We start from the raw sequence: 15,634 nt of genomic DNA on the forward strand, positions 1-15,634 counted from the left end.
GTGTTGGTATGAGAAGCTTTGAACGTTCAATAGCGGCTTTTAACGAAGCGAAGGAAGTAATGCCAGGCGGTGTTAACAGTCCTGTTCGAGCATTTAAATCAGTAAAAATGGACCCTGTTTTTATGGAGCGAGGAAAAGGATCAAAAATTTATGACATCGATGGAAATGAGTATATCGATTATGTTTTGTCGTGGGGACCATTAATTTTAGGACATGCCGATGATCAAGTAGTAAAAGTGCTTAAAGAAACAGCTGAACTTGGAACAAGTTTTGGTGCTCCTAATGAAATGGAAACAAAATTGGCCAAGCTTGTGATCGATCGCGTACCATCCATTGAAGTTGTTCGTATGGTGAATTCAGGGACAGAAGCAACGATGAGTGCTCTGCGTTTAGCACGTGGATACACTGGAAGAAGCAAGATTGTTAAATTTGAAGGATGTTATCACGGGCATGGAGATTCTTTATTGATTAAAGCAGGTTCTGGTGTAGCAACACTAGGTCTGCCGGATTCTCCAGGTGTTCCTGAAGGTATTGCACAAAATACAATAACTGTTCCTTATAATGATCTTGAAAGTCTACAAGTAGCTTTTGATCAATTTGGTGAAGATATTGCATGTGTTATTGTTGAACCTGTCGCAGGAAACATGGGTGTTGTTCCTCCGCAAAAAGGTTTCCTTGAAGGCGTTCGCAAAATGACGGAGCAGCATGGCTCTCTATTAATCTTTGATGAAGTGATGACAGGATTCCGAGTGGATTATGAATGTGCACAAGGTTATTTTGGTGTGACTCCAGATCTAACATGTTTAGGAAAAGTAATTGGAGGCGGACTTCCTGTAGGTGCGTATGGCGGGAAACGCGAGATCATGGAACAGATTGCGCCAAGTGGTCCGATCTACCAAGCGGGAACGTTATCAGGAAATCCGCTTGCTATGGCTGCTGGGTTTGCTACACTCTCACAGCTTACAAAAGAAAGCTATGTATACTTTCAAAAGCTGGGTGATCTGTTGGCAACAGGGATCTCTGAAGCTGCAGAACATTATGGAGTGGAACATACAATCAACCGTGCGGGAAGTATGATTGGGTTCTTCTTTACAAATAAAGATGTCATTAATTATGAAACAGCAAAATTATCGAATTTAGATCATTTTAATTCTGTTTTCAAAACGATGCTTCAGGAGGGAATTTCTTTGCCTCCATCACAATTTGAAGGATTGTTCTTATCTACTGCTCATACGGAGGAAGATATTAACAAAACGGTAGCTGCGTTCAGAAAAGCTTTTTCTCAATTAAAATAATGAGATCTAATAGCGTTCGCTTATAAAAGCGGGCGCTATTTTTATTTGATTCATATTTCGTCCTCTTCCCTCATACACCTATATTGTATAACTATATGCAAACCGAAAGGAGGAGAAGGGCATGAGTCAATCGAAGCTGCGTTTCTCCATTGAGGAGTCTGTTTGGCTTAAGAAAGGACAGGAAGTAGCTGAAGTCTTGTCGATGTCACTTGATCCTGATATTCGTATTACAGAGGAAGCCGGACAGGTTTATATCAAGGGAGCCCTTATTTTAAACGGCAGATACCGTGCAGAGAATCAAGATCAGAATGCGGGTGATCCAGAACTAAACCCGCTGGCTGAGAGTGTCTCTTATCGTTCACTTACACAGTTAAGTGTTGCAGAAGATGGAGTAACAGACCTGGTGCATCGTTTTCCGGTGGACATTACCATCCCGTCCTATCGTGTAGAAGATGCAAATGAGGTAAAAGTGGAAGTGGAATCATTCGAATACGAGCTCCCCAATTCTACTTGCTTTGAACTTTCTGCTTCCATCTGTATTTACGGCATAAAAGATGAAAAGCAGCGTCAAGAAAGCCCTGCGTATGATTCTCCAAAAGAGGAGATACGTTCGGTAGCCGCTGAAGAGAGATCGGCACAAAAAGAAGAGAAGCAAGATATTTTTACTCCTTTTCAATTTGAAGCGCGTCAAAGCGGTGGAGTACCGTCACAGCCTCAGCCAAACGAGTTTTTAGCTCGATTTAATGAGAATAATGCTGAAGTTCGTGATGAAAAGAAAGCAGCTTTTGAGTTTAAACCGCATTTTGAAGCATTAGATGACCGCACAATGGAGGCTACCTTTGATTCGCTGAAGGCCATTGCTTTTTCGAGTGAAGATACTCGCCATTCTGACCCACCTTCCATAGATGAACCCGAAGCTCACTATGAAGAAGATCATGAAGTGTACGGTGAAGTAGAAGCTTCAGATCAAAATGATTATTCAGAAGCATATGATCATGAAGAAGAAGAGGCTTATGAAAGCTATCAAGCTCAGCAAACACCAGATTATGAAGCACAAACGTATCAAGATCAACCAAACAGCTATCAAAGTCAGTCGCCTTATCAAGATACGAATCGACCATATTCTTATAATCCGTATCAGCAGCAACAAGCGTACCAGCAGCAAGCTAATCACTATGCCAATTATCAATATCAGCAAAATCATTCTGAACGTCCTTCTTATTCCAATGAATATGAGTATGGTGAACAATCATATGAGGCTGAACAAGAATACGAAGATTCAAGCTATCAGCAAAGTGCGGAAGAGCATGATGCATCTTATGAATATGAAGATAATAGTTATGCAGAAACAGAACCTGAATCACAGCCAGTGGCTGAACAGGTTGAACGTGATGAACCTAGAGATGAGAACGCTCTTTATTTAACAAAAATGCTCTCTGCTAAAGAAGATCGTTTTTCTAAGATGAGAATGTACATTCTACAGCGAGGAGATTCTTTAGAGCATATTTGTGAGAGGTATGATATCTCATTAAATACACTGATGCGCATGAATCGACTTCAGCAAGGTGAAGTATCTGAGGGGCAGATTATATATATCCCTGTAAGTTCACGTTAAGATGAGGTGCTGTTATGGGGCTGATTAACACCTTGGAAAATGAATATGAACTGTACGGGATAAGATGGAAAGAAAAACCTCATATCATTCTGACTGATTCGGGGGAGAAACGCATCCGTTATTGGACGGAGCACGAAAGGCTAAAATGGCATGTTAAGTGGCGCGATGAGTCTTCAAAAGGCTCAGGCGCCGTGCCAGACCGTATGATTCGTACTAAAAGCGGGGAATTTGCAATACAATATGGTGAACAATGGATATCCTTACATGACCATGCAGATGCTTTATTCGGCTGTGATGAGGTAGAACGATGGGCGCAGTTCATCGGTATGTTATTAAAATCTGCAGTAAATTATGATGTTAAAGAGAACCCAGCCCTTCAAACAGAACTTCCGGTATTTGATATGAATCATTGTTTACGTTTGTCTCAAAAGTACATGGAAGCAAACTTTTCCTTTATAACAACGAGTATTTTTGAAGCAAAAGAACGTCTTAAGCTTTCTGAGGCGATCAGAAGTAAGGTGAAGAAAAGTTCATTGCCTGTTTTAGAAAGAGAGATGAGTGTTAAAAACGGTAAAAAAATCTTTCATTTCTTATTTTACCAGGGTGGTGATGCTTGGCCGGTTAGAGGATATCTGCCTCTTCGAACGTTCTTATTAGAGTGGCTGGAACATTCTTCACCTCTTTCGTTAAAAGGGCTTTTAACAGAGGTAAACAAACACTTTTCTTTGGACCAGGAGCAAGGATTACTTCTTTTAGCTGAGATCGTTACACCTTGGGAAATCTATGATTGTTTAAAACAATTGGATAACAGTTCTTTAGAAAGAATGGTAGAGGGACTCAAGAGGTATGAAGAATGCTGGGAGGCAAATCGAACTCTTGTTAAGACGGTAACAGAATGGTTTGATGAAAAAAGAAGGAAGGTGGCCCTATGACAACGGAAAAGGAAACTTTAAATTACGGGCCCGTCCTTTTTCATTATGATCTATTTCCTGAAAAATTGGAGCAGCATGGGAAAGTGAAGAAGGTCATAACGAAAAGGGGTACATTTGCACTAAAAGAAGCAGAGATGACTGAGGATGAAAGAAGCTGGTTTACTCATGTAATCCAGCGTCTTTCAGAAATAGGCTTTCACCAGGTTGTACCTCTGTATCCAACAAAGTTTGGTGATTACACAGTACAGCTAGGCACAAGAACGTATTATCTGATGCCTTGGTTTGCTTCAGATGAGAGAAACGAAAAAGCAAAAGATGAGGTGCTTCTCGATCACTTAGGAAAAATTCATGCCTTAACGCTAAAAGAACAGGACTTTTCAAATGAAGTAGTGGAACATTCTTATCAGTATCTCATGAACAGATGGGAAAATCGGCAATATGAGATGGAACGGTTTACAGAAGAAGCAGAACAGAAAACGTATATGTCACCATTTGAATTAACCTATTTAAGTCATTTTCATCAAATCATGAGAATGACCGAAGAAGCAAAAAGAAGATTGAAAGACTGGTACGATACATGTCAAAGGGAAAAACGCTACCGGAGCGTCCTTTGTCACGGAAAAGTTTCAAGAAATCACTTGATCTTTAACCCGACAGGTGAAGGTCATCTTCTAAACTTTGAGAAAGCAGTACTTGATACGCCAGTAAGAGACCTAGCGGTTTACTTCAGAAGATCTGCACATCAAAGAGAATGGACAGTAGAAGAAGGAAAGTTTTTATTAGATCTTTACGAGAAACATGTACCATTGTTGAATGAGGAAAGAGGATTATTAATTAGTTATTTATCTTATCCTGAACCCGTTTTTAATGCAGTGGACCTATACTGCAGCAGACGAAACGATTATTCTCAAATTGAAATGGTGCATCGTCTGGAGAGCAGAATAAGAGCAATGAAAAAAATCCGGGATTTTTGCGATGCGATTATGCTGGCACCTCCTCCTGCACCTTTAGATAATTCGAATACTGTTCCGACGAAAATTCACATAAATGACGAAGGAGATCACATATAACACGTATATGTGATCTTTTTTTATGGGCGTTTTCGTAATCTTTGTTGGTATTGGAAGTAAAGAACCCACTATTCATACTACCTTCAGCAGTTGGTTCGTTTGTGCGTGCAGATTAACGTTACTGCGCGTAAACTCCATTTAAGTGGGCGTAAACAAAGGGTAGCTGCGCGAATATGTTTTAAAAAAAGAACACGTACCATAACAACACAACTATGCTAAAACATGCGATTGGTGAAACAAGTTCTACTTTTTACAGCATATCGTAAGCAAAACATATATGGAGAATCACTAAGGTTAAAAGAATAATAAAATCTACAGCAGATGGAAATAGTATCGTCCTTAACAGTTGAAAGATAATGAGTGGTGCAGTCAATTGTCCGATCGTTTGTTTAAGGGTTACAAACCAGCCAGCAGGAAAACGTGCTTTTCGAAAATACTTTCTAGCCAAGAAAAGCCCCCCATTCGCCCATTTTAAATAATTTATGCAAATATACGATTAATGTGAAAGACATGCATTCACTAAAGTGGGGGATGTTACATAGAATAACTTTTACAAGATACGGGTATGCTATTGACTAAAAACAGATATGTTGTATAAAATATACTCAGAATCTATATTGTTGCGTAGATAGGGAATAGTACAAATGTAACGCCTTTTAGAGAGAGGATTCATCTGCTGAAAGAATCCTTAAGGAAAGTTCGTTGGAAGTCGCCCTTGAGCATCTTCTTTGAAATGTAGTAGGAGAAGACGGTACATCCGTTATAAATGAAGTGTACAGCAAGTTTATTTAGACTTGCCGTAAATTAAGGTGGTACCGCGGAGTCCTTTCGTCCTTTTCGACGAAAGGGCTTTTTTGTTTTTTAGAAATAAAGGAGGAGAATAGAATGACGAACGAACAGAAAGAACTGACGATGCCAACAAAGTATGATCCAAAGGCAACGGAAGAAAACCGTTATGATTTTTGGCTGAAAGGTAAGTTTTTTGAGGCGAAAGGCGAGGAAGGGAAGCAGCCTTATACGATTGTTATCCCACCTCCAAATGTTACAGGAAAACTGCACCTTGGGCATGCATGGGACACAACCCTTCAAGATATCTTAACTCGCACAAAACGCATGCAAGGCTATGATGTTTTATGGCTGCCAGGAATGGACCATGCTGGAATCGCTACACAGGCAAAGGTAGAAGGAAAACTGCGTGAAGAAGGTATTTCCCGTTATGATTTAGGACGTGAAAAGTTTTTAGAAAAATCGTGGGAATGGAAAGATGAGTATGCTAAGTTTATCCGTCAGCAATGGGCGAAGCTAGGACTGGGTCTAGACTATTCCCGCGAGCGATTTACGCTTGATGAAGGTCTTTCAGAAGCAGTTAAAGAGGTATTTGTAAATCTTTATGAAAAAGGATTAATTTACCGCGGTGAGTATATCATCAACTGGGATCCGCAGACAAAAACAGCACTCTCTGATATTGAAGTTATTCACCAAGATGTTCAAGGTGCCTTTTATCATATGAAATACCCGTTAGCTGATGGATCAGGTCACATTGAAGTAGCGACAACTCGTCCTGAAACGATGCTCGGAGATACAGCGATTGCCGTACATCCAAAAGATGAGCGTTATCAGCAGCTGATCGGCAAAAAAGCAATTCTGCCGATCGTTGGCCGTGAGATTGAAATTGTTGGTGACGATTATGTTGATATGGAATTTGGTTCGGGTGCCGTAAAGATTACGCCTGCACATGATCCAAACGACTTTGAGATTGGAAATAGACATAGCCTTGAGCGTATCCTTGTTATGGATGAAGGCGGAAAGATGAACGAAAACGCTGGAAAGTATCAGGGCTTAGACCGCTTTGAATGCCGTAAGCAGATTGTTAAAGATCTGCAGGAGCAAGGCGTATTGTTTAAAATTGAAGAACATATGCACTCAGTTGGACACTCTGAGCGAAGTGGAGCTGTTGTTGAGCCTTACTTATCAACTCAATGGTTTGTTAAAATGCAGCCTTTAGCAGAAGAAGCGATCAAACTTCAAAAAAGTGAAGACAAAATAAACTTTGTTCCAGATCGTTTTGAGAACACATACATGCGCTGGGTTGAAAATATTCGTGACTGGTGTATTTCACGTCAGTTGTGGTGGGGACACCGTATACCAGCTTGGTTCCATAAAGAAACGGGTGAAATCTACGTTGGCAAAACAGAGCCAAAAGATCCGGAAAATTGGGAGCAGGATACGGATGTACTTGATACTTGGTTCTCATCTGCTTTATGGCCTTTCTCAACGATGGGCTGGCCAGATGAAGAAGCTGCGGATTTTAAACGTTACTTCCCTGGCAATGTACTTGTAACAGGTTACGATATTATTACGTTCTGGGTTTCAAGAATGGTCTTCCAATCCATTGAATTTACGGATCAAAAGCCGTTTAATGACGTATTAATCCATGGACTTGTTCGTGACTCTGAAGGCAGAAAGATGAGTAAATCACTTGGCAACGGTGTAGATCCGATGGATGTTATAGAGAAGTATGGTGCGGATGCATTACGATTCTTTTTATCTACAGGAAGCTCACCAGGAAACGATCTTCGTTTTTATTGGGAAAAGGTAGAATCTACTTGGAACTTTGCAAATAAAATCTGGAACGCATCTCGTTTTGCTTTGATGAACATGGATGGCATGCAGTATGATGAAATCGATTTAAGCGGAAAGAAATCACTCGCTGATCAATGGATTCTTACTCGATTGAACGAAACATCAGAAGATATTACTCGTCTGATCGATGCTTACGAATTTGGAGAAGTTGGACGTCTTCTTTATAACTTTATCTGGGATGACTTGTGTGACTGGTACATTGAAATGGCAAAGCTTCCTTTATACGGAGAAGATGAAGAAGCTAAGAAAACAACACGTTCGGTACTCGCGTATGTGTTAGACAATACACTGAGATTGCTTCATCCGTTCATGCCATTTATTACAGAAGAGATTTGGCAGCATCTGCCTCACAACGGGGAATCTATAACGGTTGCAGCATGGCCAGAAAAGAAAGAAGATCTTCATTTCCCTGAAGCAGCTAAAGAGTTTGCTCTTATTACAGAAGTAATTCGTTCTGTTCGTAACATTCGATCAGAGATGATCGTTGCACCAAGTAAACCTATTGAGCTTCAAATCAAGCCGAAGAACAAAGAAATTCTTGCTGCGCTAGAAAAGAACCGTCAATATTTAGTTCGTTTCTGTAACCCGAGTGAACTTGTAATCTCAGATGAAATTTCTGCACCTGAAAAAAGCATGAGCACCGTATTAACAGGTTTAGAAATGTACCTTCCTCTTGAAGGACTGCTTAACATTGATGAAGAGATTAAGCGACTTGAAAAAGAAGCAGAAAAGTATGCGAAAGAAGTAGAACGTGTACAGAAAAAATTAAGCAATGAAGGTTTCATGAAAAAAGCACCTGAAAAGGTTATCGATGAAGAACGTGCAAAACAAGCAGATTATCAGGAAAAGTATGATAACGTATTAGCACGTATCAAAGAACTTCAAAGCTAAAATTTAACAATATGAGGCGGATCCTTATTACAGCAGGGATTCGCCTTCTTTACTTTTAAGAAAGGCGGGGAAAACGTGAATTCTTACAATGATGCGCTAGAGTGGATTCATAGCTTATTAAAATTTGGTATTAAACCAGGACTTAAAAGAGTGGAATGGCTGTTAGAAAGAACAGGGAATCCTGAAAAGCAATTAACCCTCATACATATTGCAGGAACGAATGGAAAGGGATCAACCGTAGAGTATTTAAGAAGCATTTTTAATGAAGCAGAGTACTCTGTAGGTACTTTTACATCACCATATTTGATAACTTTCAATGAAAGAGTTTCGATAAATGGTGTGCCGATAGCCGATGAAGAACTTCTTCATTATTCGAGGATTTTAAAGCCTCTAGTTGAAGAGGTGTCTTCAACATCACTTGGAAGTCCTACCGAGTTTGAAGTGATCACGGTTATTTCCCTTCTGTATTTTGCTGACAAAAAGCCAGATGTAGTTTTGTATGAAACAGGGCTTGGCGGTCTTTACGATTCTACAAATGTAATTGCACCCATCTTGAGTCTTATAACCAACATCGGCTTTGACCACATGGGAATACTCGGCGACACACTTGAGGACATTGCGTTTCAGAAGGCTGGAATTATAAAACCGAATACCCCAGTTATTACTACAGTAGAACAAGATAGTGCCATCACGGTAATAAAACAAAAAGCAAAGAAAACGAAGTCAGGATTATATCTTTTAGATCGCGACTTTTCTGTGCGTCATCTTGAGAGCATGGATCAAGGTGAGCGGTTTATTTTTAAGGATTTTGATAAGACGGAGCATGAATACCTTATCTCCATGAAAGGAACACATCAAATAAAGAATGCAGGTCTGGCAGCAGCTGCCATTATGCATTTAGTGAAGTCGGGTGAATTTAACATCTCTGCTTCCGAAATAAAAAAAGGGTTAAATAAAGCAAATTGGGCTGGGAGATTTGAAAAAGTATCACAATCACCCGATATAATAATTGACGGCGCGCACAATCAGCAAGGCGTTCATGCACTTAAAAAAACATTGCTCAACCACTATAAGTCTAAAAGGATTTTTTTGCTTTTTGCAGCATTGCAGGATAAAGCATATGGAGAAATGATGAAAGACCTGGAAAGTGTCATTTACGAAGCGTGCTTCACCACGTTTGATTTTCCAAGAGCTGCTTCTGCCGAGGAACTACTAGCAGAAAGTCCTTTTAAAAGGTCGATTGCTATTTCTTTATGGGAAGAAGCTTTAAATCATGTTAGAGGACAATTAAACGAAGAAGATGTCCTCATTATTACGGGATCGCTTTACTTTATTTCAGAAGTAAGAAAAACATTTCAAAATTTGGAATAACATTTATTGTAATTTTTTGAACTTTTGATAAAATAAAAGATAATGAATTTGTCCTAGTAAAAAAGATGTGTTTTCACTAGGAAAGATTGATAGACAGACAATTATATAGAGAGGAGGACAAGTTAATGACAACGCGAATGGTAAATAGAAAAAAACGGATGTCTCTTGTAATTGCATGGGTATGTTTATTCCCGCTGGCCATTTGGACAGCTACTCAGATGACTAATAACCATCTTGATATTAACTTTATTGATTTGGGCATTATTTCCTTATTAGCGATTGTTGTTTCTTGTTTTCCTATTAAAGTTTTAAATTCAAACATCTCTTTTATGTCTGGTATTAATTTGGCTGTATTTTTATATTTTGGGCTTGCACCTGCTTTATACATGACGCTTTTATCACTGATCGCGATGTTCTTGTCTCTAAAAATAAATATCGTCAAAGAATATTATAGATATATGGCAAACACGCTTATGTTTTCGTGGATTATCATCTGTGAAAGCACCGTATTCCATCTTTTTGGAGGGGAAACGGGGGCGTTTGAAGTAAACGAAACGATCAATTTAATCCCTGTTATAGCCTATGTAGGCACAGGCCTAGTCTTAAATCATGTAGCCATATATTTTATTGTAAAATTTCTATACGAAGAAGAAGTCGCTTTCTTTGAACGTGATGCAGTGTGGGACTTTGTCTCAGAAGTACTAGCGATTCCAGTCGGTCTTATGTTATTTGTTCTTTATTCTCAATTAGGACGGCCGGGCATCTTTTACGTAGGACTTCCTTTTCTATCGCTCTCTATCATTATTAATCTGTATCATTCTAGCCAGCAGATTAACGATGCTCTTCAAAAAGCAAGTGAGATCGGCCAGCAGCTTTCTGAACATTTGAAAGTGAATCATATCTTGGATGTTTTTATTGAAAAATTAATTGGTTTTATGAATGTGGATTTTGCATTTATCTATGATGCTGATGCAGGAGAACACCTTAAAATCATACGCCAATATGAAAGTGAAGAGGGTTTATTAACAGCAGTTCCTATAAAAAAACATGAAGCAATCAGCGGGAGAGTATGGGCGACTGGAAAGAGTATTCGCTACAGCAAACTGAAAGCTTGGCGACAGATTTCAGAGCTGTTCTTTCAAGGGAAAGCCCAATCCGTATTATCTGTCCCAATGATACGAAATCAAAGAATTGTTGGAATCATTACCTTTGCATCAAAAGATAAGCATGCGTTTCATAATCACCATTTAATTATTCTTGAGATCTTAGCCAACTATTTGGCTGTTGCTATCGATAATGCTAGAAACTATGAGTCTACAAAATTAAAAAGTGAACAATGTCCATTAACGGGTTTGTATAATTATCGTTATTTTGAAGATCTTTTGACGAATATGTATCAGAATTATGAGTATTTCAGAAAGCAATTTTCAGTTATCCTTTTGGATATCGATCATTTCAAAAAAGTGAATGATACATATGGACACCAAAGTGGAAATGAAGTGCTGATCCTATTAGCTAGAAGACTGGAGAAATTTATTGGTGAACGGGGTACAGTTGCTCGCTATGGCGGTGAGGAATTTATAATAGTCTTGCCTGAATCTGGTGAGAGAGAATGTTTAGTTCTAGCTGAACAGCTTCGTTCAATCATTTCGAATAACGGATTTGAAATACATAACGATCTCACAGATCAATGCAGACATAACATTTACATAACAGCAAGTATTGGGGTTGCAACAGCACCACATCAAGGAGAAGATGCGCTTACTCTAGTTAGAAACGCAGATCGCGCAATGTATACAGGAGCAAAACAGCAAGGGCGAAATAAAGTAGCAGCTTATGTAGGTTAGAGAAAACTTTAGGGTTAGTTCCTAAAGTTTTTTTATTTCGCTCTTTTCTAAAAGATTGTTGCTTTCAAATTTTGTCTTCTATACTCGTCTTGATATTTGCGTTCTTCCTCTCATTTTCAAGTTCTATTAAAATGAATTTTGCATATGTTTTAGTAGATGATAGAGAGGAGCGGATTCGTGATGAAACAAGAGATTTCAATTTTAATAAATGGGAAAGAAAAGAATTTTAATAAAGATAAAACAGCAGATAATCAAGAGCATGCTCAAAGTGAGGTTGCGGCTGCGATAGAGACTGTAAACAGAGATGGTTATACGATTCTTGCAGCACCTGTAAAGAAAACAGATCACTTCTTGAAAAAAAGGAACTGGCATGTATTTTCACATAAGAAGACAAGCTTTCCAATGCCTCAAAAAAATAAAACACTTTCAAAGCAAATTCTTGCTGCCGTAATGGGTGCGGTAGTGACTGGCACGATCTTAGGGGTATTCGTATTGATGGTGTTCTCTTCAGATATTACTGAAGCTGGTGATAAACAGGTGGAAGCACCAGTTGTAAAAACAGAACAACCAGCTAACAATGAAAAATCTGTAGCGTTAACCCCTATCAAACTAGAGTTCTCAGCTCTTCAAGCAGGTGTCTTTTCATCTAAAGAACGTGCAGAAGGAGTAGTGAAATCTATTGAAGAAAATGGATTCTCGGCTGTTATTGTAAAAACAGATGAAGAGAAGTACTCGGTAATCGTAGGCATGGGAAATGAAAAACATCAATTAGATAAATATAATGAAGCTTATCAAAAGAAAATGGATAAGCCGCTTTCTAAAACTCTTTCTTTTACATTCGAAAACCTAAAAACGCCAAATAATCTTGATGAAATCTATTTTAAGAATGGGCAAGTCCTACTTCAAAATGTGCTTACTCTTTCTCAAATGCCTGAAGCAAAAGGTTCTGGTCTTGATCGTACGTTAAACGACTTTAATAAATGGAAAGAGTATGGGAATAACCAAAAAGGTAAATGGAAAGAAAATACCGCAAAGGCGTCATCTGATTTTGAAAAACAGCTGGAAGGTGCTTTTTTAGCACTAAAGGATTCTAAGAAAGGGGAAATAAATTGGGCGTTCCAGCAAAAAGTGATGGATAGCTTCCAAGCGTATACTAATCTCCTGTCAACATTGAAATAGGCTTTTACAAAATTTTGTAGCACAGGACTTTGAGTCTAGCAATCTTGCTTTAAACCATTTCATTTGAAACAACATAAATAACCAAAGTGAGCGTTTCATGATGCCTTAACTTGAAGGATGTCTCAAATCAGTAAATACTGATGAGCCATTCTTTTTATTTTTATATTTAGTCTAGAATTGATAAGATTGATCAATATTTCGCTTTTAAGCATTTCGCTGTAAACTGTTTATAAATATTGTCATTTGCCCACATAAAATGCTGAATATTATCGAAAAAGTAATAGAAGTATGTTTTTTGGCGTGGTTTGTCTAATTTTTACAAGTTTGTTATTGTAAAACTGTACAAAAAATAACATCAATGAATTAGATGAAAGGTGATTACATGAAACGCCTCATATTAGCCTCTGCTTCACCTCGAAGACATGAACTTCTGTCATTAACGCTTCTTCCATTTGAAACGTATCCAAGTACACTTGAAGAAAAAATGGACCTTTCCCTTACTCCAAGTCAATTGGTTGAATCACTAGCTGAACAAAAAGCTGAAGATGTTTTTACGTATAAAGCTGATTGTGTGGTTCTTGGTGCAGATACGATCGTTTCTTTTCATAACAATCGCCTAGGTAAGCCAAAAAATGCTGACGACGCGGCTGATATGTTAAGAATGCTTTCTGGACAAACCCACGAAGTTTACACTGGTGTTTGTTTATTAGACCAAGAAAAGAAAGTGGTTTTCTCCGTTAAAACAGAGGTAACTTTTTACACGTTAGATGAAAAAACAATCTCTTGGTATATAAACACAGGTGAACCATTTGATAAGGCCGGAAGTTATGGGATTCAGGGCCATGGATCATTATTAGTAGAAAAAATTCAAGGTGATTACTTTAATGTTGTAGGTTTACCGATTTCAAAAGTGGTTCGTTCACTAAAAGATTTTGGATTTTTATTCACCGAGTCAGTCACGCAGACTGAATAATAAGGGGGAACGTAAGTGGTAACTAAACCGCTTATGATAAAAAATTACCCAGTACAGGAGAGGCCGCGAGAAAGGCTGTTGAATGATGGACCTGAAGCCCTATCCAACTATGAATTGTTAGCTATTCTTTTAAGAACGGGTACGAAACAAATGTCAGCTATCCAACTTGCGCATCATATCATTCAGCAATTTGAAGGATTGAGGCATCTTAAAGAAGCGACAATAGGTGAATTAAAAGAGATTAACGGTATCGGATCAGCAAAAGCAGTCGAACTAATGGCTGCAATCGAAATTGGTAAACGCATCAGCCGTCTTCAGTTTGAAGAAAAGTATACGATTCGTTCTCCAGAAGATGGAGCAAGGTATTTAATGGATGAATTGCGTTTCTTGCAGCAAGAACATTTTGTTTGTTTGTACTTAAACACAAAGAACCAAGTGCTGCATAAGCAGACCATATTCATAGGAAGCTTAAATACTTCTATTGTTCATCCAAGAGAAGTATTTAAAGAAGGATTCAAACGTTCAAGTGCTTCGATCATCTGTTTTCATAATCATCCAAGCGGTGATCCTGCGCCTAGCAGGGAAGACATCGAGGTTACAAAAAGGTTAGTAGAGTGCGGAAAAATGCTAGGAATTGAAGTGTTGGATCACATCATAATAGGTGATCAAAAATACGTAAGTTTAAAAGAAAAAGGATATGTTTAACATTGTCTTTTGTTTCTTTTTTAGCGTATAATCAAACTTATGAGTTTTGCTTGATGAAAGGAGTCTACATAAATGTTTGGTGGATTTTCAAGAGATTTAGGAATTGATTTAGGAACTGCAAACACACTTGTTTACGTGAAGGGCAAGGGTGTTGTTGTGCGTGAACCTTCCGTTGTTGCTTTGCGTACTGACACAGGTTCAATTGAAGCAGTAGGTAATGCTGCTAAAAATATGATTGGACGTACTCCAGGTAATATCGTTGCTGTAAGACCTATGAAAGATGGAGTTATTGCTGATTTTGAAACAACGGCAACTATGATGAAGTATTTTATTCAGCAAGCCCAAAAGAACCGTTCTGTTTTTGCACGTAAGCCATACGTAATGGTATGTGTGCCTTCAGGAATTACAGCGGTTGAAAAACGTGCTGTAGAAGATGCAACTAAGCAAGCAGGAGCGCGTGAAGCGTATACAATCGAAGAGCCATTTGCAGCTGCAATCGGTGCAGATCTTCCAGTTTGGGAACCAACGGGAAGTATGGTTGTTGATATCGGTGGAGGAACTACGGAAGTAGCTATCATTTCCTTAGGTGGTATCGTTACTAGCCAATCAATCCGTATTGCTGGGGATGAAATGGACGATGCAATCATCGCTTACATTAAAAAGACTTATAATTTAATGATTGGTGAAAGAACGGCTGAAACGCTCAAACTTGATATTGGATCAGCTGGAACGCCTGAAGGTATCGAAGACATGGACATCCGTGGTAGAGATTTGTTGACAGGTCTTCCAAAAACAATTACGATTACGGCGGAAGAAGTTTCCAGTGCGTTGCGTGATACTGTAAACAGCATTATGGATGCAGTTAAAGTTACTCTTGAAAAAACACCGCCAGAACTTGCTGCTGATATTATGGATCGCGGTATTGTACTAACAGGTGGTGGTGCTTTATTAAGAAACTTGGATAAAGTAATCAGCGAAGAGACAAAAATGCCTGTTATCGTGGCGGAAAATGCATTGGATTGTGTAGCAGTTGGAACTGGCCGCGCGCTTGAAAACCTGCACCTTTTTAAATCCAAAGCTGGTATAACTTCTAGATCTAAATCCAAGTAAGTA

12 protein-coding genes and 1 other annotated feature are annotated in these 15,634 nt (G+C 38.7%); of the genes, 11 read left to right on the plus strand and 1 reads right to left on the minus strand.

All coding sequences use genetic code 11. The features are described 5' to 3' along the window. Positions 1–8: 8 nt before the first annotated feature. The 4 genes from hemL (at position 9) to ysxE (ending at position 4,912) form a co-directional block, all read left to right on the plus strand. Positions 9–1,295, plus strand: coding sequence for a glutamate-1-semialdehyde 2,1-aminomutase (gene hemL, locus QUF49_RS06770; protein ID WP_289497595.1), 1,287 nt, complete (start codon positions 9–11; stop codon positions 1,293–1,295). 121 nt (positions 1,296–1,416) lie between these two features. Beyond that, complete coding sequence (locus QUF49_RS06775) at positions 1,417–2,910, plus strand: LysM peptidoglycan-binding domain-containing protein (protein WP_289494954.1); 1,494 nt, start codon at positions 1,417–1,419, stop codon at positions 2,908–2,910. A gap of 14 nt (positions 2,911–2,924) precedes the next feature. Continuing rightward, entirely contained in the window at positions 2,925–3,842 is a 918-nt protein-coding gene (locus tag QUF49_RS06780; protein ID WP_289494955.1) for a hypothetical protein, read from the plus strand. After that, positions 3,839–4,912, plus strand: coding sequence for a spore coat protein YsxE (gene ysxE, locus QUF49_RS06785; RefSeq protein ID WP_289494956.1), 1,074 nt, complete (start codon positions 3,839–3,841; stop codon positions 4,910–4,912). Before QUF49_RS06780 ends, ysxE begins: the two co-directional genes overlap by 4 nt. A gap of 250 nt (positions 4,913–5,162) precedes the next feature. On the opposite strand, the gene QUF49_RS06790 is transcribed toward ysxE, so the two are convergent. Beyond that, the gene (locus tag QUF49_RS06790) at positions 5,163–5,360 is read right to left on the minus strand and encodes a hypothetical protein (RefSeq protein ID WP_289494957.1); all 198 of its coding nucleotides are present in this window, start codon (positions 5,358–5,360) and stop codon (positions 5,163–5,165) included. Between the two features lie 168 nt (positions 5,361–5,528). After that, positions 5,529–5,751, plus strand: a binding site (T-box leader). 46 nt (positions 5,752–5,797) lie between these two features. Between QUF49_RS06790 and QUF49_RS06795 the strand changes: the two genes are divergently transcribed. The 7 genes from QUF49_RS06795 (at position 5,798) to QUF49_RS06825 (ending at position 15,631) form a co-directional block, all read left to right on the plus strand. After that, positions 5,798–8,446, plus strand: a complete 2,649-nt coding sequence (locus QUF49_RS06795; protein ID WP_289494958.1) for a valine--tRNA ligase — start codon at positions 5,798–5,800, stop codon at positions 8,444–8,446. A gap of 75 nt (positions 8,447–8,521) precedes the next feature. Beyond that, the gene (locus QUF49_RS06800) at positions 8,522–9,817 is read left to right on the plus strand and encodes a bifunctional folylpolyglutamate synthase/dihydrofolate synthase (RefSeq protein ID WP_289494959.1); all 1,296 of its coding nucleotides are present in this window, start codon (positions 8,522–8,524) and stop codon (positions 9,815–9,817) included. A 125-nt stretch (positions 9,818–9,942) separates the two neighbouring features. Beyond that, on the plus strand, positions 9,943–11,664 hold the full coding sequence (locus tag QUF49_RS06805) for a GGDEF domain-containing protein (RefSeq protein WP_289494960.1): 1,722 nt from the start codon (positions 9,943–9,945) through the stop codon (positions 11,662–11,664). A 180-nt stretch (positions 11,665–11,844) separates the two neighbouring features. Continuing rightward, positions 11,845–12,843: an SPOR domain-containing protein gene (locus QUF49_RS06810; RefSeq protein WP_289494961.1), complete on the plus strand. Its 999-nt coding sequence runs from the start codon at positions 11,845–11,847 to the stop codon at positions 12,841–12,843. A gap of 382 nt (positions 12,844–13,225) precedes the next feature. Continuing rightward, the gene (locus tag QUF49_RS06815; RefSeq protein ID WP_425590491.1) at positions 13,226–13,816 is read left to right on the plus strand and encodes a Maf family protein; all 591 of its coding nucleotides are present in this window, start codon (positions 13,226–13,228) and stop codon (positions 13,814–13,816) included. A 33-nt stretch (positions 13,817–13,849) separates the two neighbouring features. Continuing rightward, positions 13,850–14,521 carry a RadC family protein gene (gene radC / locus QUF49_RS06820; protein WP_289497596.1) on the plus strand — a complete coding sequence of 224 codons (672 nt, stop codon included), beginning with the start codon at positions 13,850–13,852 and terminating at the stop codon, positions 14,519–14,521. A 72-nt stretch (positions 14,522–14,593) separates the two neighbouring features. Beyond that, entirely contained in the window at positions 14,594–15,631 is a 1,038-nt protein-coding gene (locus tag QUF49_RS06825; protein ID WP_289494963.1) for a rod shape-determining protein, read from the plus strand. The last annotated feature ends 3 nt before the right edge of the window (positions 15,632–15,634 follow it).

Origin of the sequence: Fictibacillus sp. b24 (assembly GCF_030348825.1) — a bacterium.
Taxonomy (GTDB): domain Bacteria; phylum Bacillota; class Bacilli; order Bacillales; family Fictibacillaceae; genus Fictibacillus.

Bases quoted from the DNA above. Each gene is read 5' to 3' on its own strand.
- QUF49_RS06805 (WP_289494960.1), top strand. From the start codon at position 9,943: ATGACAACGCGAATGGTAAATAGAAAAAAACGGATGTCTCTTGTAATT.
- hemL (WP_289497595.1), top strand. From the start codon at position 9: ATGAGAAGCTTTGAACGTTCAATAGCGGCTTTTAACGAAGCGAAGGAA.
- QUF49_RS06780 (WP_289494955.1), top strand. From the start codon at position 2,925: ATGGGGCTGATTAACACCTTGGAAAATGAATATGAACTGTACGGGATA.
- ysxE (WP_289494956.1), top strand. From the start codon at position 3,839: ATGACAACGGAAAAGGAAACTTTAAATTACGGGCCCGTCCTTTTTCAT.
- QUF49_RS06825 (WP_289494963.1), top strand. From the start codon at position 14,594: ATGTTTGGTGGATTTTCAAGAGATTTAGGAATTGATTTAGGAACTGCA.
- QUF49_RS06810 (WP_289494961.1), top strand. From the start codon at position 11,845: ATGAAACAAGAGATTTCAATTTTAATAAATGGGAAAGAAAAGAATTTT.
- QUF49_RS06815 (WP_425590491.1), top strand. From the start codon at position 13,226: ATGAAACGCCTCATATTAGCCTCTGCTTCACCTCGAAGACATGAACTT.
- QUF49_RS06775 (WP_289494954.1), top strand. From the start codon at position 1,417: ATGAGTCAATCGAAGCTGCGTTTCTCCATTGAGGAGTCTGTTTGGCTT.
- QUF49_RS06795 (WP_289494958.1), top strand. From the start codon at position 5,798: ATGACGAACGAACAGAAAGAACTGACGATGCCAACAAAGTATGATCCA.
- radC (WP_289497596.1), top strand. From the start codon at position 13,850: ATGATAAAAAATTACCCAGTACAGGAGAGGCCGCGAGAAAGGCTGTTG.